Here is an 18,784-nt window from a genome sequence, read left to right as displayed (position 1 = left end):
GTCGCACCTGGCCTACGACGTGTCGTCGCCGTGCCAGGAGCGCCAGAGCGCGGCGTACGGGCCGCCGGCGGCGACGAGCTCGTCGTGGCTGCCCAGCTCGGACAGCCGGCCGTCCTCGACGACCGCGACGCGGTCGGCGTCGTGGGCGGTCTGCAGCCGGTGGGCGATCGCGACGACCGTGCGGCCGTCGAGCACCGCGCCGAGCGAGCGCTCCAGGTGCCGCGCCGCCCGCGGGTCGATGAGCGACGTGGCCTCGTCGAGCACCAACGTGTGCGGGTCGGCGAGGACCAGCCGCGCCAGCGCGAGCTGCTGCGCCTGCGCGGGGGTGAGGACGCGCCCGCCGGAGCCGACCGCGGTGTCGAGACCGTCGGGCAGCGCGTCGACCCAGTCCATCGCGTCGACCGCGTCGAGTGCCCGGCGGACGGCGGCGTCGGACGCGTCGGACGCGTCGGGGATCGCCATCACGAGGTTGTCGCGTACCGACCCGACGAACACGTGGTGCTCCTGGGTCACCAGGGCCACGCGCCTGCGCAGGTCGTCGAGCGGCAGCTCGGTGAGCCCGACGCCACCCATGGTCACCGCGCCGTCGCCCGGCGGGTGGATGCCGGCGAGCAGGCGTCCGAGGGTGGACTTGCCCGCGCCGCTCGGCCCGACCACCGCGAGGCGCTCGCCGGTACGGACGTCGAGGTCGATGCCGTGCAGCACCTCGCGTCCCGGCGTGTACGAGAACCGCACGTCCGTGGCCACCAGGTGGTCGCCCGCCGGCTGCCGACCCGTCTCCTCGCGGTCGTCGGGCACGACCCGCACACCGAGCAACCGGGCGAGCGAGGCCGCGCCGACCTGGAACTCGTCGAGCCAGGAGATCAGCCGGTCGACCGGGTCGACGAGCTGCTGCACGTACAGCGTGGCCGTCGTGACCTGCGCGATCGTGGCCAGGTCGTACGCGTACAGCACGCCGCCGAGCACCAGCGTGGCGACGACGGGGAGGATGTACGCGACCTCCACGGTCGGGAACCACACCGTGCGCAGGAACAGCGTGTAGCGCTCGGCATTGTACGACTCACGGATGTCGTCGTCGGTGCGGTCGATGCGCCGCTGCCGCAGCCGCAGTGCCTCGACGGTGCGCGCACCCTCGACCGTCTCGGCGAGGCTCGCGTTGATCTCTGCGTACGCGGCGTCCTCACGCAGGTAGCCGGCGGGCGCACGACGCAGGTACCACCGCGTGCTCGCCCACAGGATCGGTACGCCGAGCACGCACGGCAGCGCCACGAGCAGGCCGACGAATACCAGCGCGCCGAGGGTGAACACGACCGTGACGATCGCGATCGCGGTCTCCGGCACGGCGTACCTGACGCTGCGCGCGAGCGACTCGACGTCACGCGACGAACGGGTGGTGAGGTCACCGGTGCCCGCGCTCTCCACCGTGCCGAGCGGCAGCGACAGCGCGCTCGACACGAAGTCCTCGCGCAGCTCGGCCATCACCCGCTCGCCGAACGCGAGCGACGCGAACCGCGCCATCCGGGTGAGGACGGTCTGCACCAGCAGGAACGACGCGAGCACCAGGGCGAACATGTCGACCCGCGTCGTCGACGTGCCGTCGACGACGCCCTGGACCAGCCGGCCGAGGAGATAGGGACCGGCGAGTCCGCTGACGGCGGCGAGGCCGTGCAGCGCAACGGTGCCGGCGAGCGCGCGCGGATGCCGGCGCGCCAGCGACCGGACGTACGCGCGCACGTCCCTGCCGCTCGCGACGGGCAGCTTCCTGCTCACGCCGTCACCTCCTCTTCCTCGGTCTCCTCCCGCGTCACCACGGCGCGGTAGTGCTGCGACTCCGCGAGCAGCCCGCGGTGGGTGCCCTCGTGCGTCACGCGGCCGTCCTCGACGAGGACGACCCGGTCGGCGCGGTCGAGCACCAGCGGGCTGGACGACACGACCACCGTCGTACGTCCGGCGCGCGCCGCACCGAGACGTCCGGCGATCCGCGCCTCGGTGTGGGCGTCGACCGCCGACGTCGGCTCCACGAGCACCAGCACCTCGGGGTCGGCGACCAGCACCCGCGCGAGCATCAGCCGCTGCCGCTGCCCGCCGGAGAACGTCCGGCCGCGCTCCTCGACCTGCGCCTCGACGCCACCGTCGAGGGCCTCGAGGACGTCCTCGGCGGACGCCGTCCGCAGCGCCGCGAGCACGTCCTCGCCCATCGCCGCGCCGGTCGGGTCGAGCTCGTCACGCAGCCGACCGGTGAACAACCGGCTCTCCGTGTCGTGGACGACGATGCGCCGCCGCACCTCGTCGACCGCCACGTCGGCGAGGGGCACCTCGCCCCAGCGCACGTCGGCGTCGACGTACCGGCCGAGCCGGTCGGCGATCGCCGCGCCCTCGGCCGGCTGCGCCGTCGCGACGACCGTGAGCAGCCCCGCCTCGATCCGCACGCCCGACGCGACGTCGACGAGCACCGAGTCGGCGGGCGGCGGCGCCTGCCGCGCCGTGTCGTGCACCTCGGGCTCGATCCGCAGGATGTCGACGACACGGCGGGACGCCACGAGCGCACGGGTGACCTTGTGCACCGCCTCCGTCGCCGTCGTGAGCGGCATGACGAGGAACGCCGCGTACCCGTAGAACGCGACGAGCTCACCCGCGGAGATCTGCCCGGCGACCGCGAACCTGGCGCCGAGCCAGGTGACGAACACGACGAACACGCCGGGCAGCAGGATCTGCAGCGCGTCGAGCACCGAGTGCACCCGCGCGACCCGGACACCCGACGCGCGTACCCGCTGGGACGCGGCGTGGTAGCGCCCGTTGAACGTGTCCTCGCCGCCGATGCCGCGGACGACGCGCAGCCCGGCGACGATGTCGCCCGCCAGGGTGTTGAGCCTGCCGGTGAGCTCGCGTTGCTCGGCCTGCCTGCGGTGCAGCGGGCGCAGGATCGGGCCGAGCGCGACGACGAGCACGGGGACGCCGATCAGCACGACGAGACCAAGCACCATCGAAGACCCCAGCAGGATAAACGCGACGACCACGAACGAGACCACCGCTCCCGCGAGGCGTCCGGTCACCTCCATCGCGTTGCCGATGTAGGCGATGTCGGTCGCGCCGACGCTCACGACCTCCCCGGTCGCGACCCGCTTCGGCAGGGTGGCGCCGAGACCCGTCGCATGCCGGACGACGAGCTGCACGGTGCGGTACGCCGCCGTCAGCCAGTTGGTGACGGCGAAGCGGTGCCGCGCGATGCCGGCGCCCGCCTGCACGCCGCCGGCGAGCAGCAGTACCGCCCCCCAGCCGAGCAACGCCCCCAGGTCGCGGCCGGTGACACCGTCGTCGACACCGCGACCGATGATCGCCGGCATGACCGCCTGCGCGACCATCCAGACGATGCCGAACGCCGACCCGCCCGCGATCGTGACCAGCTGCTTCCGCCCCACCCACGCGAGGTACCGCGCGGGTGAGCGCACGTCGGCATGGCCGGGATCCGGCAGGGGGAGTGTCTTCATGGCAGGCAACGACGCTACGGAGCCCAAAGGCCTCTGAGCAAAGGGTTTTCGAGCCATCGACCGCCGACGTCACCGTTCGTCTCCGGCCGACGCCGCCGGGAGCCGCGGGTTTGGTGGCATGGTAATGGAAAGGTAAAGTAGCGGCAGGAACGTCGGGCCCGCGACGAGGGGAGACGCCATGGGCGCAGACCTCGCCGTCGCCCGCTTCGTGTCCTCGCGAGCCCGCGGGGTGCTCCACCTGCTCGCCGCGGTCCTGCTCGCGTGCGCCGTCGTGGGCGTCGCGGTCCCGTCCGTGTCCCGCGCCGACCCCGGCACGAGATCGTCGACCGCCGGTCCGGTGATCACCGCGCCGTCCGACACCGACCGCCCGCCGCTCACGCCCCCGCAGATAACCGCGGGCGACCTGCTGCCCGGCGCGTCGGGCCTGCTCCCGCTGGCGACCGTCGGCATGAGCGCCGCACTGCTCGCCCTGCTGGCCCGACTGACGGCGGCGCGTCCGCGGCGTCCCGTGCCGCCCCGGCGCGTCTTCGCGGTCGGCCTGCCCAGGCACCGCGCTCCCCCGGCCCGCTGATCTCCGCGGGCTGACATCCCACGGGCACGCCACGCGTGCCCGTGCTCACGCATCCCGTGGAGAGATCCCGTGACCCGCCCATCTGCGGGCCACGTCTCCTCGCGTACCCGGACGGACGTCCGGCACCCGCGGAGGCCGTGAGCACGCGCGAGCCCTTCCAGGAGCCCGCCATGGCCATCGTTGCCGTTTCCCTCTTCACCCTCGCGTTCGCACTCATCGCATCCGAACGCGTGAACCGCGTCGTCGCCGTGCTCCTCGGCGTGGCGGCCATGTCCGTCGTCGGCATCGTCGACACCCACACCGCCTTCTTCTCCGAGGAGACGGGCGTCGACTGGAACGTCATCTTCCTGCTGTTCGGCATGATGATGGTGGTCAGCGTCACCAAGCAGACGGGACTGTTCGAGTACCTCGCCATCTGGGCCGCCAAGCGCAGCGGTGGCCGGCCGTTCCGGCTGATGGTGATGCTGGTGGTCGTCACCGCGCTCATCTCGGCGTTCCTCGACAGCGTCACCGTGATGCTGCTCGTCGCGCCCGTGACGTTCGCCGTGTGCGGACGCCTCGCCCTGCCGCCGGTGCCGTTCGTGCTCGCCGAGGTGTTCGCCGCGAACATCGGCGGCACCGCGACCCTCATCGGCGACCCGCCGAACATCATGATCGGGCTGCGTGCGGGCCTGTCGTTCGACGACTTCCTCGTCAACCTCGCGCCGATCACCGTCGTGCTCCTCCTGGTGTTCCTCGGGCTGTGCCGCATCATGTTCAGGTCCGCGCTGCAGTACCACCCGGAACGGGTCGCCGCGATGATGGCGATGGACGAGGACGCCGCGCTCAAGGATCGCGCCGGCGTGGTCAAGTGCCTGGCGGTGATCGGTCTGGTCATCGTCGGCTTCGTCCTCCACACCAGGCTCGGCCTCGAGCCGTCGGTCATCGCGATGCTCGGCGCCGGTCTCATCGTGCTGGTGAACCGCAGCTCCGCGGCCGAGTTCCTCGAGGAGGTCGAGTGGGAGACGCTCGTCTTCTTCATGGGCCTCTTCGTCCTCGTCGGCGGCCTCGTCCACACCGGCGTGATCGACGCCGTCGGCAAGGCGGCCATTGACGTCGTCGGCGACAGGTACCTGCTCGCGGCGGGCGGCCTGATGGCCGGCTCGACGATCATCGGCGGGATCATCGACACCATCCCGTTCGTGGCGACGATGCTGCCGATCGTCGAGGAGTTCGGCGCCTCGATCGGCGACGCCGGCACCCGCGAGGCCCTGTGGTGGGCGCTCGCGCTCGGCGCCGACCTAGGCGGCAACGCGACGGCCGTGGGAGCGAGCGCCAACGTCGTGGCCATCGGCGTCGCGCGCAGCCAGGGCCATCCGATCAGCTTCTGGACGTTCACGAAGTACGGCATCGTCGTCGCCGGCGTCACCGTCCCGCTAGCGTTCGCCTACGTCTGGCTCCGCTACTTCCTCTGACCGACCGGACCTTGCCTTTGACAACTCGCCCTGCGTCAGGGTGGTCGGTCGTGGACGCGGTTCAGTCTCGGTCTCTGTGTCGGGTCGAGCCACCGAGGTGGGATGGTGTGCGCGCGGCCGTTGCTCATGGTCAGGTCGACGGTGCCGTCGTGGATGGCGGTGTGGTGGACGGTGCAGACCAGGGCGAGGTTGTCGATGTCGGTGGTGCCGCCTCGGGACCACCAGGTGACGTGGTGGGCCTGGGTGTACTGCGGTGGCGCGTCACACCCGGCCACCACACCCGTGATCCCTGGCGATGAGCGCCCGACGTAGTGCGGGTGGTGCGAGCCGCTGGGACCGGCCGTAGTGCAGGACCTCCCCCTGCGAGCCGAACACGGCGAGGGTGGTGTCGGCCTGGCAGGCGGTCTTGAGCAGCTCGTGGACGGAGACGGGTGCGCCGTTGTTCAGCCTCCCGGTCCCCACGCGAGCCTGGAGCTCCGCGAGAGTCACCGTGGCGATGACCTGTGGGCGGTGCCCACCCGTGGTCGGCATCGTCGGATGGTCCAGCGCCATCGCGGCGAGCCGCCCGAGTGCGTCGGCGCGGCGCCGGGTCGCGGTCCGCAGGTCCGGGGTCCCATCCGCGCTGGGTGTCGGCTTGGCCAGTGCCTCGACCGCGAGGGAGACGACGTTGGCGGTGGGGGCGTCGAGGCGGCCACGGAGTGAGTACATGCCGTGCAGGTCCGGGGTCAGGGTGAACTCCTGACCCTCCCGCTGCTCCTGCTCGGTCGCGAGGACCCCGTCGGGGTCCAGCACCGCGGCCAGGTGCTTGGCCGCGGACCGCAGCCGCACCGGATCCACCTCACCCGCGGTCTGCACGAGTCGTTCCTCCGCGGCCACCCTGATCGGCTCGTCGACCGCGGCCGGGAGCTTCCGCAACGCCTCAGCGATCACCGACGCATGCCCAGCGGAGATCACCCCGCACACCTGCGCGGCGGCGACCCGCGGGAACAACGGCGGCAACACCTCCCCCGACACGGTGGTGCGGGGCTGGAACCGTTCCACCGCCCGGACCCGGGCGGCGGCGTCGGGTTCGGTGATCCGCAGCAGGTCTCGCAGGTACGGCACCGGCGACTTGTACTGCCGGTCGGCGTGCATCCCCCGGTCGCGGACCTGCCGCACCAGACCCTGCTGCACACTCGGCAGCATCCAAGCGGTCTCCTCCACCACGGCCAGGACCCCGTCGACGTCGTCGTGGCCGAGGACACCGAGGTCGGTGACGGCCAACGACGCGACCATTTCCCGGGCGGTGAGGGCGCGTTCCCACACCGCGTCCGCGGTGCCGGGTGTGGTCTTGTCGCCGTCCATAAACCCCAGGCTAGACCCCGGTACCGACATGAGATCGGGAAATATCGGACACCCGAGAGCGGCTTAATGTCACGGATGAATAACAGTTCCGCAGCCGCGCAAGCAGGCGCGCAAGCAGGCGCTCCGAGACCACGCAGCCAGCGGGGAGTGCGGCGCCCAGGGAGCTGCCTCACCCCGTAGATGCGCGCTTTTGGGGGTCGGGCAGCGGACCGAAGCACCCTGCACCGCGCGGATGGGAACCGTCCGCAACAGACGAAGGTCGAAGGCCGCATGTCGACGCCGAGCCCACCGAGCCCACCCCGCCTCGCGGCACTCACCCTCCTGACCGTGCCTCTCGCCTGCGCGGCGATCGTCTCCGTCGACGCGGCGGCGTACGTGCTCACCGCGCAGAACGCCGACCTGGAGGTGGCGGCGGGCGGGATCCTCGCCGAGGCGGTGTTCCTCGCGCTTCCCGTCGTGTTCTGCGTCCTCGTCCGCAGGTCGATGCTGCGCAGCCGCGGCCGCTCGACCGGTGTCGCGCTCACCCTGACCGGCGTGGTCGCGGCCCTGGCGTTCCTCATGCTCTTCTTCGTGGGACTGGCGGCACCGATCTGCGACTTCGGCGGCGGCGACGCCTGCGCCTACGGCACCGAGGGGGCGCCACTCCCGTACGCCGTGGTGCGCACCGCCCCCGTGCTGCTGGCCGCTGCGGGCGCGGTCACCGCCCTCGTCGTCCTGGCCCGGCCGGCGACCGTCGCGTGGCTCGCCCGTGACCGTCCCGCCGTACGACTGCCGCTCTCGCCACGTCCGTTCGCGCCCGCGGTGCTGATCGCCGCCGCGGCCGCGCTGGCGATCTCGGCCCTCAACTTCCCCGCCGTCGCGGCCCGCGTCGACGGCCTGCGGGTGGACGAGATCGTCGCCGGCAGCGGCGGCCACCACATCGCGGAGGCCGCCCGTGAGGCCTACGGGGTCGCGGCGGCGCTGGCGGTGGTCGGCGTCGTCCTCGCGGTCGCCGCGATCGTCCTCGCACGGTACGCATGGCGAGAGACACCGCGGCGAGCCGGCGCGGTGCGCGTGTTCGGCGGACTGGTCGGCACGGCCTGCCTGGGGTGGATGCTCGTGGCCCTGGCCGGCAACCCGGTCGGGTGGAAGAACTTCGAGGGCTACCACCTCGTCGAAGGACCGCTGCCCTCCTGGTACCCACCCACGCTCGGCGCCCTCGTGCTGCTCGGCACGGCGGCGTCGCTCGCCTGCCTCGTGTCGCTCCTGCTCGCGCGCCTCCCGGCGGACCCGCGAGGCTGAGGCCAGGGCGTCAGCTCTCGCCCAGGCCGTGCCGCTGGGCGTAGAGGGCCGCCTGGGTGCGGTCGGCGACGCCGAGCTTCATCAAGATGCTGGAGACGTGGGTCTTGACCGTCTTCTCGGCCAGCCGGAACGCCCGGGCGATCTCCCTGTTGGACCGCCCGCGCGCGAGCTCGCCGAGCACCTCGCGCTCGCGTTGGGTGAGGCTCGCGAGGCCGCGGTCTCGTTCGGGCTCGCCGGACGCGAGCAGCGTCGCGACCTCAGGCGCCATGAGGGCGTGCCCCGCGTGGACCGACCTGATGCCCTGCGCGAGCGCCTCGGGCGCGACGTCCTTGTAGAGGTAGCCGACGGCGCCCGCACGGATCGCGGGCACCACCGCGGCCGGGTCGGTGAAGCTCGTGACCACGAGCACCTTGGCACGGACGTCGCGCTCGCGGAGCATGCGCAGCGTCTCGACACCGTCGACGCCCGGCATCTTCAGGTCGAGCAGCACGACGTCGGGAAGGAGTTCCGCGACCCGGTCGACGGCCTCGGCGCCGTCGCCCGCCTCGCCGACGACCTCCAGGTCGTCCTGCAGGTCGAGGAACACGCGCAGGCCCTGCCGCACGACGGGGTGGTCGTCGACGACCAGGACCCGGATCACGTCACCCATCTGGCAGCTCCAGCCGTACGGTCGTGCCCTTGCCGGGGCTCGACGTGATGGTGAGGTCGCCGCCGACGGCCTCCGCCCGCGTGCGCATCGAGCCGAGACCGAGGCGTCGCGAACTGCGCTCTGCCTCGTCCGGGTCGAACCCGACGCCGTCGTCGGCGACCACGAGCATCGCGCCCCCGCCGTCGCGGCAGTTGAGGGTGACCTGCACGTGGCTCGGGTCGGCGTGCCGCAGGGCGTTGTGCAACGCCTCCTGCGCGATGCGGACGACCACGGTGGCGCGCGCGTCGTCGAGGTGCGGCACGCAGGGTGCCCGCCACTCGACCGTCGGCTCGTGGATGCGGTCGAGCACCTTGACGTGCTGGCGGAGGACGGCGACGAGCCCGTCGTCACGCAGATCCGCGGGACGCAGCTCCCAGATCACCGAACGCAGCTCGCCGACCGCCTCTGATGCAAGGTCGTGGATGCGCTGCAGCTCGGTCCTCGCCCGGTCGGGCTCCTTGCCGACGAGCGCACCGACGGCACTCGCGGTGAGCCGCAGCGAGAAGAGCTTCTGCGACACCGCGTCGTGCAGCTCCCTGGCCAGCCGGTGCCGTTCCTCGACGACGGTGAGCTCGCGGTTGCGCTCGTGGAGCCGCGCGTTCGTCAACGCGATCGCCGCGTGGGCGGCGAAGACGCGCAGCAGCTCCTCGTCGTCCTTGGTGAAGCCGCCGGGGGTCTCCTTGTTGGCCAGGTAGATCGCGCCGACGATCTGCTCGTCGGCGAGGATCGGCATGCCGAGGAAGTCCTTCAGCACCGGGTGCGCCTTGGGCCAGCCGTCGAAGCTCGGGTGCCGACGGATGTCGTCGAGGCGCTGCGGCTGCGAGTCGGTCAGCATCACCGCGAGCAGGCCGTGCTGGTGCGGCAGCGGCCCGATGGCGTCCCACTGCTCGTCGGGGATGCCGACAGCCACGAACTCCGCGAACGAGCCGTGGTCGTCTGGGATGCCGAGCGCGGCGTACCGCGCGCCGAGGAGCGTACGCGCCGATTCGACGACCATGCGCAGCACGCCACGGACGTCGAGGTGCTGGTTGAGGGCGAGCACGGCCGAGCTCAGCGCGTGCAACGACGCCGCCGACTCACCCATCCCCGTGCTCATCTGGCCGACCCACCCATCCCCGTGCTCATCTGGCCGAGGCTACCCGCGGCGACGCCCCTGGTCATCGGACGGCGGTCCTAGGACGAACGACCGAGCACGGGCGGGCTCAGGGACCGCTGCCCGGAGCGGGGGCGGCGACCCAGACTGCGGACATGACTGCGACACAGACACAGGCACAGGCACAGGTGGCGATAGTGACGGGCGCCTCGCGCGGACTCGGGCTCGCCCTGACCAGAGGGCTCGCCGGGGCCGGCTGGCAGGTCGTCGTCGACGGGCGCGACGCGACGACGCTGGCCGCGGCGGTGGGCGACATCACCGGCGTGACCGCGGTCCCCGGCGACGTCAGGGACCCCGCACACCAGGCCGAGCTGGTGCGTGCGGCAGGCGGACTCGGCTCACTCCACCTGCTGGTCAACAGCGCCGGGATCCTCGGGCCGAGCCCGCAGCCGTCCGTGGCCGACTACCCCGCCGATGTCCTGCGCGAGGTCGTCGAGGCGAACCTCGTCGCGCCATGGACGCTGACGCAGCGCGTGCTGCCAGCCCTCCGGGCGAACGCGGGCGCCGTCGTCAACGTGACGTCCGACGCCGCGGTCGAGCCGTACGAGGGCTGGGGCGGGTACGGCGCGACGAAGGCGGCACTGGAGCAGGCGTCCGCGATCCTCGCCGCGGAGGAGCCGGACGTCCGGGTGTGGTGGGTCGACCCGGGCGACCTGCGCACGCGAATGCACCAGGAGGCGTTCCCCGACGAGGACATCTCCGACCGTCCGCTGCCCGGGACCGTGGTGCCGGCGTTCGTCCGGCTGGTGACCGAGCGGCCCGCCAGCGGCAGGTACCGGGCGAGCGACCTGCTGGCAGTGTCGGCATGAGAGCGCAGGAGCTGACGAGGGAGCCGCAGGTAGGGGTCGCGTCGGAGGCCGGGACCGGGCAGTGCGTTGTCGCGACACCTGCCGGAGGCGAGCGAGGAAGCGGGCGCGGGCTGCTGAGACCGACGCTCCTGTCCCGTCCCGACGTGCCCGACACCGGACCGCCGGCGACAATCCCGTCGTCCGCGGCGGCCGGCGAGCGGCTCGACTTCACGTTGCCGCCCGAGCTCGAGGCGCACGAGCCCGCCGAGGCGCGTGGCGACGGACGCGACGACGTCCGGCTGCTCGTGAGCCGCATCGGCACCGGCGCGGTGAGCCACCACCGGTTCGCCGACCTGCCCGACCAGCTGGCGCCGGGCGACGTCCTGGTGGTGAACGTGTCCGGCACGCTGCCGGCGGCGGTCGACATCGGGGACGGCCGCTCGGTCAACTTCTCCACCGAACAGCCGGGCGGCGACTGGGTCGTCGAGCTCCGCCGTGGCGGCGAGCGCGACGACACGGGCCGCGCCGGCGACGAGATCACGATGCCCGGCGGGCACACCCTGACGCTCCGCGCGCCGTACTCGCCCGGGCGACTCTGGGTCGGTGCGCTCGACGTGCCGAGCGTCACCGCCTACCTCGCCGGGCACGGCCGTCCGATCAGGTACGGCTACGTCCGCAGGGACTGGCCGCTCGACGCGTACCAGACGGTGTTCGCCACCGAGCCGGGCAGCGCGGAGATGCCGAGTGCGGCGCGCCCGTTCACCGCGGAGCTGGTGACGCGCCTCGTCTCGCGCGGCGTTGTCGTCGCGCCGTTGACCCTGCACACCGGCGTGGCCTCACCCGAGGCCCACGAGAAGCCGTACCCCGAGTGGTACTCCGTCCCCGCCTCGACGGCGCGCGTCGTCGCGTCGGCCAGGGCGTCCGGCGCCCGCGTCGTCGCCGTCGGCACCACCGTCGTCCGGGCGCTGGAGACTGTGACGGACACGTACGGCCGGGTCACCCCCGGCTCGGGCTGGACCGACCTGGTGGTGACCCCCGACCGCGGCGTGCGGGCGGTCGACGGCCTGCTCACCGGCCTGCACGAGCCGCGGGCCTCCCACCTGCTGATGCTCGAGGCCGTCGCCGGCCGCGGCGTGCTGCGCCGCACCTACAGCGCCGCCCTGGCCGAGCGCTACCTGTGGCACGAGTTCGGCGACGTCAACCTCATCATCCCCTGAGGTGAGCCGTCAGCGGGACTTGCGGGCGCGCCAGGCGCGGATCGTCACCACCCAGGAGGTGACGAAGCTGACGAAGATGGCGACGATGGCGACGTAGAGGCCGTACATCGCGAGCGACGCGGGTGCGAACGCGCCGAACATCGAACCGAGTACGCACACGCTGACCCCGAGGGACATCAGCGCGAAGCCGAGGTTGCGCCGCGGCAGCGAGAACAGGTACCCGCGGGCGGTGGCGGGCAGCCCGCCGATCATCTTCACGCCGAGCACGACCCAGACCGCGAGCAGGGCGGCACCGACGGCAGCACGGAGCCCGTAGCCGAGCGCTCCCTGATCGGCGTACGTGGTGACGAGGATGCGCAGGATCCAGAAGCCGCCGAACGCGATGTAGTACGCGAACGTCATCAACCGCCAGCCGACCGACTCGACGTTGGCACGCGCGACGTCGAGCCGCGGGTCGCTGCGCAGCGACGAGGTGAAGCCCTCGGTCGCCTCGTGGATCTTGCCGCGGCGCAGCTGGACGAGGCCGAGGTTGTTCATCGCGGCCGCGTGGTTCGGGTCGAGGGAGAGCACCTTGTGGTACGCGCTCTCGGCGATGGCGTTCTGGCCCCTCTCCTGCGCCACGACACCCATCACGAAGTGGCTCTCGGCCTCGTTGGGCGCCAGCGACGTCGCGTACGACGCCGCCTGCCAGGCCTCGTCGAGCGACGCGCGGTCCTTCAGCTCGTGAGTGGCCAGGGCCAGCTGCGCGTGCGTCTGCCACAGACTCGGCTCGCGTCGTACGGCCTCGCGGGCGGCGGCGGTGGCGTTGGCGTAGTCGCGCTGCGCGCAGTACGCGATGCTCGCGAGCCGGTGCGGCCACTCCTCGGCCGGCTCGAGCGCGGCGGCGCGGCGGGCCGCCGAGATGGCCTCCCCGGGCTGGTCGAGCCTGACCATGCACAAGGCGAGGAGGCACCACAGCCCGCCGTCGTCGGGTTCGCGGGCGAGCGAGGTCTGCAGCAGGACGCGCGCCTCGTCGCAGCGACCGGCGTCGATCAGGACGCGGGCGCGTACGACCTCGGGGTCGAGTCCCGTCGGCTCAGCGCTCATGCCAGCTTTCGCTTCTTCAGGTAACGCAGCAGCTCGTTGTACGCGCCGCCCTCGTTCGCGAACAGGGCGACGTTCTTCGCGACGTCGAGCCACGGACCGATCGACGGCCTGACCTCCGGCAGCGCGCCGTCGAAGTCGCGCATCTCGACCATCCGTGCCTCACCGGAGCGGACGGCGTCGAGCAGCGCGCGCTCGGCCGCGGTGTCGCACAGGTGCGCGAGATCGGCGCCGGAGTACCCGTCGGTCGCCTTGGCGATCCTGCGCGCGTCGACGCCGGCGATCGGGCGGCCCCGCAGGTGGTACTTCACGATCGCCTCGCGCGCGTCCTCGTCCGGCGGGAGCACGAGGACCACGCGGTCGAACCGGCCCGGCCGGCGCAGCGCGGGGTCGACGTCCCACGGGGCGTTGGTCGCGCCGAGAACGAAGACGCCGTCGTTGTTGTTGGCGACGCCGTCGAGCTCGGTGAGCAGCTGGTTGACCGTCGTCCGCATGCCGGACGACCGGGTGTGGCTGCGCTTCTGGCCAATCGCGTCGAGCTCGTCGAGGAACACCACGCACGGCGTATTGCGCCTGGCGGTCTCGAACAGCTCGTGCAGGTTCTTCTCGCTCGACCCGATCCACATCTCGAGGACGTCGGTGATGGAGACCGAGATGAACTGCGCGCCCATCTCGCCGGCGACGGCCCTCGCGATGAACGTCTTGCCGCAGCCGGGCGGCCCGTAGAGGAGCAGGCCGCCGCGCAGCTGCTTACCGTAGAGCTTGCGCAGCTCCGGGTTGCGCATCGGGGCGAGGAAAGACGCCTCGAGCCGGTCCTTGACGTCCTGCAGGCCGCCGACGTCGGCGAGGCGGATGCCCGCCTGCTCGACCTCGAACGCCGAGACGTCGGGCACCTCGTTGCCCTGCTCGTCGACGTACATCGGCTGCACCACGCCGCGGAACTCGTCCTCGAGCCTGCCCCAGTCGAACTCGCCGTCCTGCCGGGATGGCTGCTCGGTCTGCGCCTCGGTCCCGTCCTCGGTGTCGCCGGACGTGGGCTGCCGGGGCTCCCCCTGGGCCGGGGACGGAGCGGACGAGGAGGACGCCGGATCGGCCATCGCCCGCGTCATCAGGGCGCGCGCCTGGTCGGAGCCGGGGTCGCGCTGCAACGCCGCGGCCGCGTGCTCGATGGCTCCCTGCTGGTCACCCGCGGCGAGCAGCAGCTCGGCGAGGTGGACACGCAACGGCACGTCGTCCGGTGCGGCGGTGACGGCTGCGCGCAAGCTGGCGATGAGCGGCGAGTCCGCGTCGGGCATGGAACATCCCTCTGTGTCGTGGGTGTCGGTACCGGAGCGCGGGGTACGACGACCGCCGTGGACGGAAGGTTTCCTCCACCAGTCTGCCAGTGAACCAGAGACGTGGACCGGGCGGGCGAATCAGGGACGGCCCGGGTGCGATCATCACCGTATGGCAGCGACGCGTACACGGCTCGTCGTCGTCGGCGGCGACGCGGGTGGCATGACCGCCGCCAGCCAGGCGCACCGACTGGCCGGCGACGAGCTCGAGGTGGTGGCGTTCGAGCGGGGTGCGTTCACGTCGTACTCCGCGTGCGGCATCCCGTACTGGGTGGCGGGCGACGTGGGCGAGCCCGACGACCTGGTGGCGCGCTCTCCCGACGAGCACCGCAGGCGCGGCATCGACGTCCGGCTGCGCACCGAGGTCACCGGCATCGACGTCGACCGCCGCGAGGTCACGGCCTACGACCAGGCGGAAGGACGCGAGTACACGGAGCCGTTCGACAAGCTCGTCGTCGCGACAGGCGCGGCACCCGCGCGGCCACCCGTTCCCGGCGTCGACTCCGACGGGGTCTTCGGCGTGCAGACGCTCGACGACGGGTACGCGCTGCTCGCGGCCCTTGACGACCGCGCGCCGCGACGCGCGGTGGTGATCGGCGGGGGCTACATCGGCGTGGAGATGGCCGAGGCGATGCTGCGGCACGGCCTCGACGTGACGCTCGTCGACCGGGCGCCACAGCCGATGACGACGCTCGACCCCGACATGGGCGCCCAGCTCCGCGACGCCATGACGGGCCTCGGCATCGACGTCGTCACCGACACCGCGGTCGAGGGGATCGAGACCGCCGGCGGCTGGGTGAGCGCGGTCGTGGCGGGCGGCACGACGTACCCCGCCGACCTCGTCGTGCTCGGCACCGGCGTACGACCGGCCACCGCGCTCGCGCGAGACGCCGGGCTGCGTCTCGGCGACAGCGGCGCGATCCGCACCGACCTGCGGATGACGGTCGCCGGTCAGGACGACATCTGGGCGGCGGGCGACTGCGTCGAGTCGTTCGACCGGGTGTCGCAGTCGTGGACCCACGTCCCGCTCGGCACCCACGCCAACAAGCAGGGCAGGGTCGCCGGCACGAACATCGGCGGTGGGTACGCGACCTTCCCCGGCATCGTGCGCACGGCGGTGAGCAAGGTCTGCGACCTGGAGATCGGGCGTACCGGACTCCGCGAGAAGGACGCGACGGCCGCCGGCTTCGAGTACGTCGTGGCCAAGGTCGACTCCACGACGAGGGCCGGCTACTTCCCCGGCGCCCGGCCGATCACCGTCAAGGTGCTCGCCGAGATCGGCAGCGGGCGGCTGCTCGGCGTGCAGATCGTCGGCCGCGAGGGTGCGGCCAAGCGCATCGACACCTGCGCGCTCGCACTCTGGAACGAGATGACCGTCGGTGAGCTGTCCATGGTCGACCTGTCGTACGCCCCGCCGTTCTCGCCGGTGTGGGACCCGGTGCTCATCGCCGCCCGCAAGGCCGCCGACATCGTCGCGTCGTCCTGACGACTGGGCAGGTCGGCGGTGCTTCACCTCACCGAGGTGGACTTCACCTCGTCCCGGCGCTGGGTGAAGTCCACGTTGATCACGTCACCGTGATCAACGGTGCCGGGACCCCGGCGCTACGGCGCCTGCCAGACGATCGCGGTCGCGAGGGCGGCGAGGCCCTCGCCGCGGCCGGTAAGGCCGAGGCCCTCCGTCGTGCTCGCGCCGACCGAGACGGGCGCGCCGAGCGCCTCGCCGAGGACCTTCTCCGCCTCCGCGCGGCGCGGACCGATCTTCGGCCGTTCCCCGACGAGCTGCACCGCGACGTTGCCGATCACGAAGCCGGCGTCGCGGACCCGGTGACCGGTCTCGACGAGGAACGCCTCGCCGGACGCGCTGCTCCAGCGCGGGTCGGACGTGCCGTACTGCGTGCCGAGGTCACCGAGCCCGGCCGCGGAGAGCAGGGCGTCGCACGCCGCGTGCGCCACGATGTCGCCGTCGGAGTGGCCGGCCAGCCCGAGGGGTTCGTCCGGCCAGTGCAGGCCGGCGAGCCAGAGCGGCTTGTCGGACACCAGTGGGTGGACGTCGACACCGAGTCCGACGCGCGGCACGGGCGGGCCGTCAGCGGCCATGGGCGCTGCGCTGCCTGGTGAGGACGACCTCGGCGAGGACCAGGTCGACCGGACTGGTCACCTTGAACGCCTCCTCGGCGCCCGGGATGACGACGACCGGACGGCCGAGCCGCTCGACGAGCCCGGCGTCGTCGGTGGCGGGCGCGGACGCGTCGGCCGCCTCGTGGGCGCGTTCGAGCACGTCGCGGCGGAAGCCCTGGGGTGTCTGCGCGGCACGCAGCTGGGTGCGGTCGATGGTACGGACGACGCGTCCGGCGAGGTCGACCTCCTTCACGGTGTCGACCACCGGCGCGGACGGGACCACCGCCTCGGCCCCGGTGCGGATCGTGCGGACCACGGAGTCGGCGAGCTCGGGGGGCGCGAGCGGGCGCGCGGCGTCGTGGACGAGCACGGTATCGACGTCACCGGCGAGGGCCCGCAGTGCGAGCCGGACGGAGTCCTGCCGGGTGTCGCCGCCCGCGATGACGTCGACGTCGGCGGCGAACTCGTGTCCGGCGAGCATCGACCGGACGGCGGCGACCTCGTCGAGCGGTGCGGCGACCACGACGGTGTCGACCAGTCGGGCGGCGGCGAGCGACCGTACGGCGTGGACGAGCATCGGGACGCCGGCGATGGTCCGCAACGCCTTGGGGGCACCGGGACCCAGCCGCTCGCCCCGGCCGGCGGCCGGGACGATGGCGGCGACAGTCACGAGATCCCGCCGCTAGCGGGCGGGATCACGACGGTGGACCTGATCAGGAAGCGAGTACCTCGTCGAGCAGGGCCTCGGCCTTGTCCTCGTTGGTGTTCTCGGCGAGGGCGAGCTCGCTCACGAGGATCTGCCTGGCCTTGGCGAGCATGCGCTTCTCTCCGGCGGAGAGACCGCGCTCCCGGTCGCGGCGCCAGAGGTCGCGGACGACCTCGGCGACCTTGTTGACGTCACCGGAGGCGAGCTTCTCCAGGTTGGCCTTGTATCTGCGGGACCAGTTCGTCGGCTCCTCGGTGTGCGGCGCGCGCAGCACGTCGAACACCTTCTCCAGCCCGTCCCGGCCCACGACGTCGCGAACGCCCACGATCTCCGCGTTGTCGGCAGGAACCATGACCGTCAGGTCACCTTGCGTGATCTTCAGGACGAGGTAGTCCTTGTTCTCGCCGGCGACGACGCGGTTCTCGATGGATTCGATGAGGGCAGCCCCGTGATGGGGGTAGACGACGGTATCGCCAACCTTGAACGTCATGTGTGAAGTTCCCCTTCCGCTGCCTCTAATACTACCACGGCGCGGATCGCGTACTCGTTGCGTTTCCGCAGGTCAGAGCGGGTTTGCCGCCTTGACAAACAGCGCGTCACATGGCACGCGCGCGGTTCCACTTCCACGGCGGCGACCGTCCGTCCGCCCGCGGGGTCCGGCCGTGCGGGCCCGGATCGGACGGCGCATACTGGGACGATGGCGACCGGTGAGGATCTCGGGCGTGGGTCCGAGTGGAACGACGACGGTCTGCCCGATGTCGACGTCGTCGTCCCGGACGACCTGCGTGAGCTCGACCGCGAGGTCCAGGCGTACCGCCGCGAGATACGTAGGCAACGCCGCCAGGACCGCCTCCAGCGCTACGTCCCCGGCTTCCGCCGGCTCGGCCCGTACGGCGTCCTCGCCCCGGTCATCGCGATCGCCCTCATCGTCACGGCCGTGCTCGGCGGCGTGATGAGCCTGCTCGGCCCGCGGTCGGCCAACCCGGCCCGCGTCGGCGACACCCCGCGCGACGGCGCGGTGTCGACCGGAGGCACCGGCGTCGGCCGGCCGTTGCCCGACACCACCGTCACGGTCGACGGCACGCGCCGCAACCTGGCCTCGGTCCGCACCGCCGTCGTCGTCGCGGTGCCCGCCGACTGCCGCTGCACGACGAGCGTCGACGACCTCACCTCGACCGCACGCGCGGCGGGCGTCGCCGTGTACCTCAGCGGCGACCACCGCGAGGTCGACGCGCTCGCCGACCGCGGCGGGCGCTACCCACGCGTCCTCGACGGCGCCCAGGATCCCCTGGCCAAGCGCTACCGGCCGACCGGACTGTCCGCCGTGCTCGTCACCGGCGACGGCACGGTCGTCGACGTCGTCCGCGGCCTGCAGGACGGCGCCGGCCTGTCCCGGCAACGCCTGACCGAGCTCGCGTCCTAGGGATGCGCTGATTTTCTGGTTCGTCCGGGGTGCCGTCTGGCTGGGTGCTGGGGATCGCGGAATGATGAGGTGTGCGCAGCGATCAGGCCAGTTTCACCGATGTCGAGTACGGCAACCGTCGACGGGTCTCCCGCCG

At 72.5% G+C, this 18,784-nt stretch carries 18 protein-coding genes; 7 read left to right on the top strand and 11 right to left on the bottom strand.

Annotation, left to right across the window (positions count from 1 at the left end; genetic code table 11):
• Positions 1–12: 12 nt before the first annotated feature.
• Positions 13–1,770 carry an ATP-binding cassette domain-containing protein gene (locus GEV10_12350; protein MQA79247.1) on the bottom strand — a complete coding sequence of 586 codons (1,758 nt, stop codon included), beginning with the start codon at positions 1,768–1,770 and terminating at the stop codon, positions 13–15.
• Positions 1,767–3,488 (bottom strand): ATP-binding cassette domain-containing protein, encoded by a 1,722-nt coding sequence (locus GEV10_12345; GenBank protein ID MQA79246.1) that lies wholly within the window; start codon positions 3,486–3,488, stop codon positions 1,767–1,769. Before GEV10_12345 ends, GEV10_12350 begins: the two co-directional genes overlap by 4 nt.
• 178 nt (positions 3,489–3,666) lie before the next feature.
• Between GEV10_12345 and GEV10_12340 the strand changes: the two genes are divergently transcribed.
• Both GEV10_12340 and GEV10_12335 read left to right on the top strand, forming a co-directional pair.
• Positions 3,667–4,059, top strand: a complete 393-nt coding sequence (locus GEV10_12340; protein ID MQA79245.1) for a hypothetical protein — start codon at positions 3,667–3,669, stop codon at positions 4,057–4,059.
• Positions 4,060–4,229: 170 nt separating this feature from the next.
• Positions 4,230–5,513: a hypothetical protein gene (locus GEV10_12335; protein ID MQA79244.1), complete on the top strand. Its 1,284-nt coding sequence runs from the start codon at positions 4,230–4,232 to the stop codon at positions 5,511–5,513.
• 35 nt (positions 5,514–5,548) lie between these two features.
• Here GEV10_12335 and GEV10_12330 read toward each other — a convergent pair whose 3' ends face one another.
• Positions 5,549–5,800: a hypothetical protein gene (locus GEV10_12330; GenBank protein ID MQA79243.1), complete on the bottom strand. Its 252-nt coding sequence runs from the start codon at positions 5,798–5,800 to the stop codon at positions 5,549–5,551.
• A complete protein-coding gene (locus GEV10_12325; protein ID MQA79242.1) occupies positions 5,775–6,887 on the bottom strand; it encodes a DUF222 domain-containing protein in 1,113 nt (370 codons plus the stop codon). Before GEV10_12325 ends, GEV10_12330 begins: the two co-directional genes overlap by 26 nt.
• 240 nt (positions 6,888–7,127) lie before the next feature.
• Here GEV10_12325 and GEV10_12320 point away from each other — a divergent pair, with 240 nt between their 5' ends.
• Positions 7,128–8,138, top strand: coding sequence for a hypothetical protein (locus GEV10_12320; protein ID MQA79241.1), 1,011 nt, complete (start codon positions 7,128–7,130; stop codon positions 8,136–8,138).
• A gap of 10 nt (positions 8,139–8,148) precedes the next feature.
• Here GEV10_12320 and GEV10_12315 read toward each other — a convergent pair whose 3' ends face one another.
• Positions 8,149–8,787, bottom strand: a complete 639-nt coding sequence (locus GEV10_12315) for a response regulator (GenBank protein ID MQA79240.1) — start codon at positions 8,785–8,787, stop codon at positions 8,149–8,151.
• Entirely contained in the window at positions 8,780–9,922 is a 1,143-nt protein-coding gene (locus GEV10_12310) for a GAF domain-containing protein (protein ID MQA79239.1), read from the bottom strand. Before GEV10_12310 ends, GEV10_12315 begins: the two co-directional genes overlap by 8 nt.
• 152 nt (positions 9,923–10,074) lie before the next feature.
• Between GEV10_12310 and GEV10_12305 the strand changes: the two genes are divergently transcribed.
• Both GEV10_12305 and GEV10_12300 read left to right on the top strand, forming a co-directional pair.
• A complete protein-coding gene (locus GEV10_12305) occupies positions 10,075–10,788 on the top strand; it encodes an SDR family NAD(P)-dependent oxidoreductase (GenBank protein ID MQA79238.1) in 714 nt (237 codons plus the stop codon).
• Positions 10,785–11,984, top strand: a complete 1,200-nt coding sequence (locus tag GEV10_12300; GenBank protein ID MQA79237.1) for an S-adenosylmethionine:tRNA ribosyltransferase-isomerase — start codon at positions 10,785–10,787, stop codon at positions 11,982–11,984. Before GEV10_12305 ends, GEV10_12300 begins: the two co-directional genes overlap by 4 nt.
• A gap of 9 nt (positions 11,985–11,993) precedes the next feature.
• On the opposite strand, the gene GEV10_12295 is transcribed toward GEV10_12300, so the two are convergent.
• On the bottom strand, positions 11,994–13,070 hold the full coding sequence (locus GEV10_12295) for a tetratricopeptide repeat protein (GenBank protein ID MQA79236.1): 1,077 nt from the start codon (positions 13,068–13,070) through the stop codon (positions 11,994–11,996).
• Entirely contained in the window at positions 13,067–14,362 is a 1,296-nt protein-coding gene (locus tag GEV10_12290) for a tetratricopeptide repeat protein (protein ID MQA79235.1), read from the bottom strand. Before GEV10_12290 ends, GEV10_12295 begins: the two co-directional genes overlap by 4 nt.
• Positions 14,363–14,513: 151 nt before the next feature.
• Here GEV10_12290 and GEV10_12285 point away from each other — a divergent pair, with 151 nt between their 5' ends.
• Positions 14,514–15,887 carry a flavoprotein oxidoreductase gene (locus GEV10_12285; protein ID MQA79234.1) on the top strand — a complete coding sequence of 458 codons (1,374 nt, stop codon included), beginning with the start codon at positions 14,514–14,516 and terminating at the stop codon, positions 15,885–15,887.
• Positions 15,888–16,003: 116 nt separating this feature from the next.
• On the opposite strand, the gene GEV10_12280 is transcribed toward GEV10_12285, so the two are convergent.
• Genes GEV10_12280 through GEV10_12270 form a run of 3 tightly spaced genes read right to left on the bottom strand, consistent with a single transcriptional unit; the run spans position 16,004 to position 17,715 of the window.
• Positions 16,004–16,498, bottom strand: coding sequence for a 2-C-methyl-D-erythritol 2,4-cyclodiphosphate synthase (locus tag GEV10_12280; protein ID MQA79233.1), 495 nt, complete (start codon positions 16,496–16,498; stop codon positions 16,004–16,006).
• Positions 16,488–17,189: a 2-C-methyl-D-erythritol 4-phosphate cytidylyltransferase gene (locus GEV10_12275; GenBank protein ID MQA79232.1), complete on the bottom strand. Its 702-nt coding sequence runs from the start codon at positions 17,187–17,189 to the stop codon at positions 16,488–16,490. The genes GEV10_12280 and GEV10_12275 overlap by 11 nt, the downstream gene beginning before the upstream one ends.
• 43 nt (positions 17,190–17,232) lie before the next feature.
• Positions 17,233–17,715, bottom strand: a complete 483-nt coding sequence (locus GEV10_12270; protein MQA79231.1) for a CarD family transcriptional regulator — start codon at positions 17,713–17,715, stop codon at positions 17,233–17,235.
• Between the two features lie 207 nt (positions 17,716–17,922).
• On the opposite strand from GEV10_12270, the gene GEV10_12265 reads away from it, so the two are divergent.
• On the top strand, positions 17,923–18,648 hold the full coding sequence (locus tag GEV10_12265; protein MQA79230.1) for a hypothetical protein: 726 nt from the start codon (positions 17,923–17,925) through the stop codon (positions 18,646–18,648).
• Positions 18,649–18,784: the final 136 nt, after the last annotated feature.

It is taken from the genome of Streptosporangiales bacterium (assembly GCA_009379955.1).
GTDB lineage: Bacteria > Actinomycetota > Actinomycetes > Streptosporangiales > WHST01 > WHST01.
Note: the sequence above shows the minus strand (reverse complement) of the source record. Positions and strands in the feature narration are given on the sequence as shown.

What these genes read in the sequence shown, in the direction of transcription:
- GEV10_12345 (MQA79246.1), bottom strand. Translation starts at nt 3,488, where the DNA reads ATGAAGACACTCCCCCTGCCGGATCCCGGCCATGCCGACGTGCGCTCA.
- GEV10_12340 (MQA79245.1), top strand. Translation starts at nt 3,667, where the DNA reads ATGGGCGCAGACCTCGCCGTCGCCCGCTTCGTGTCCTCGCGAGCCCGC.
- GEV10_12335 (MQA79244.1), top strand. Translation starts at nt 4,230, where the DNA reads ATGGCCATCGTTGCCGTTTCCCTCTTCACCCTCGCGTTCGCACTCATC.
- GEV10_12325 (MQA79242.1), bottom strand. Translation starts at nt 6,887, where the DNA reads ATGTCGGTACCGGGGTCTAGCCTGGGGTTTATGGACGGCGACAAGACC.
- GEV10_12320 (MQA79241.1), top strand. Translation starts at nt 7,128, where the DNA reads ATGTCGACGCCGAGCCCACCGAGCCCACCCCGCCTCGCGGCACTCACC.
- GEV10_12315 (MQA79240.1), bottom strand. Translation starts at nt 8,787, where the DNA reads ATGGGTGACGTGATCCGGGTCCTGGTCGTCGACGACCACCCCGTCGTG.
- GEV10_12310 (MQA79239.1), bottom strand. Translation starts at nt 9,922, where the DNA reads ATGAGCACGGGGATGGGTGAGTCGGCGGCGTCGTTGCACGCGCTGAGC.
- GEV10_12305 (MQA79238.1), top strand. Translation starts at nt 10,075, where the DNA reads ATGACTGCGACACAGACACAGGCACAGGCACAGGTGGCGATAGTGACG.
- GEV10_12300 (MQA79237.1), top strand. Translation starts at nt 10,785, where the DNA reads ATGAGAGCGCAGGAGCTGACGAGGGAGCCGCAGGTAGGGGTCGCGTCG.
- GEV10_12295 (MQA79236.1), bottom strand. Translation starts at nt 13,070, where the DNA reads ATGAGCGCTGAGCCGACGGGACTCGACCCCGAGGTCGTACGCGCCCGC.
- GEV10_12290 (MQA79235.1), bottom strand. Translation starts at nt 14,362, where the DNA reads ATGCCCGACGCGGACTCGCCGCTCATCGCCAGCTTGCGCGCAGCCGTC.
- GEV10_12285 (MQA79234.1), top strand. Translation starts at nt 14,514, where the DNA reads ATGGCAGCGACGCGTACACGGCTCGTCGTCGTCGGCGGCGACGCGGGT.
- GEV10_12280 (MQA79233.1), bottom strand. Translation starts at nt 16,498, where the DNA reads ATGGCCGCTGACGGCCCGCCCGTGCCGCGCGTCGGACTCGGTGTCGAC.
- GEV10_12270 (MQA79231.1), bottom strand. Translation starts at nt 17,715, where the DNA reads ATGACGTTCAAGGTTGGCGATACCGTCGTCTACCCCCATCACGGGGCT.
- GEV10_12265 (MQA79230.1), top strand. Translation starts at nt 17,923, where the DNA reads ATGGCGACCGGTGAGGATCTCGGGCGTGGGTCCGAGTGGAACGACGAC.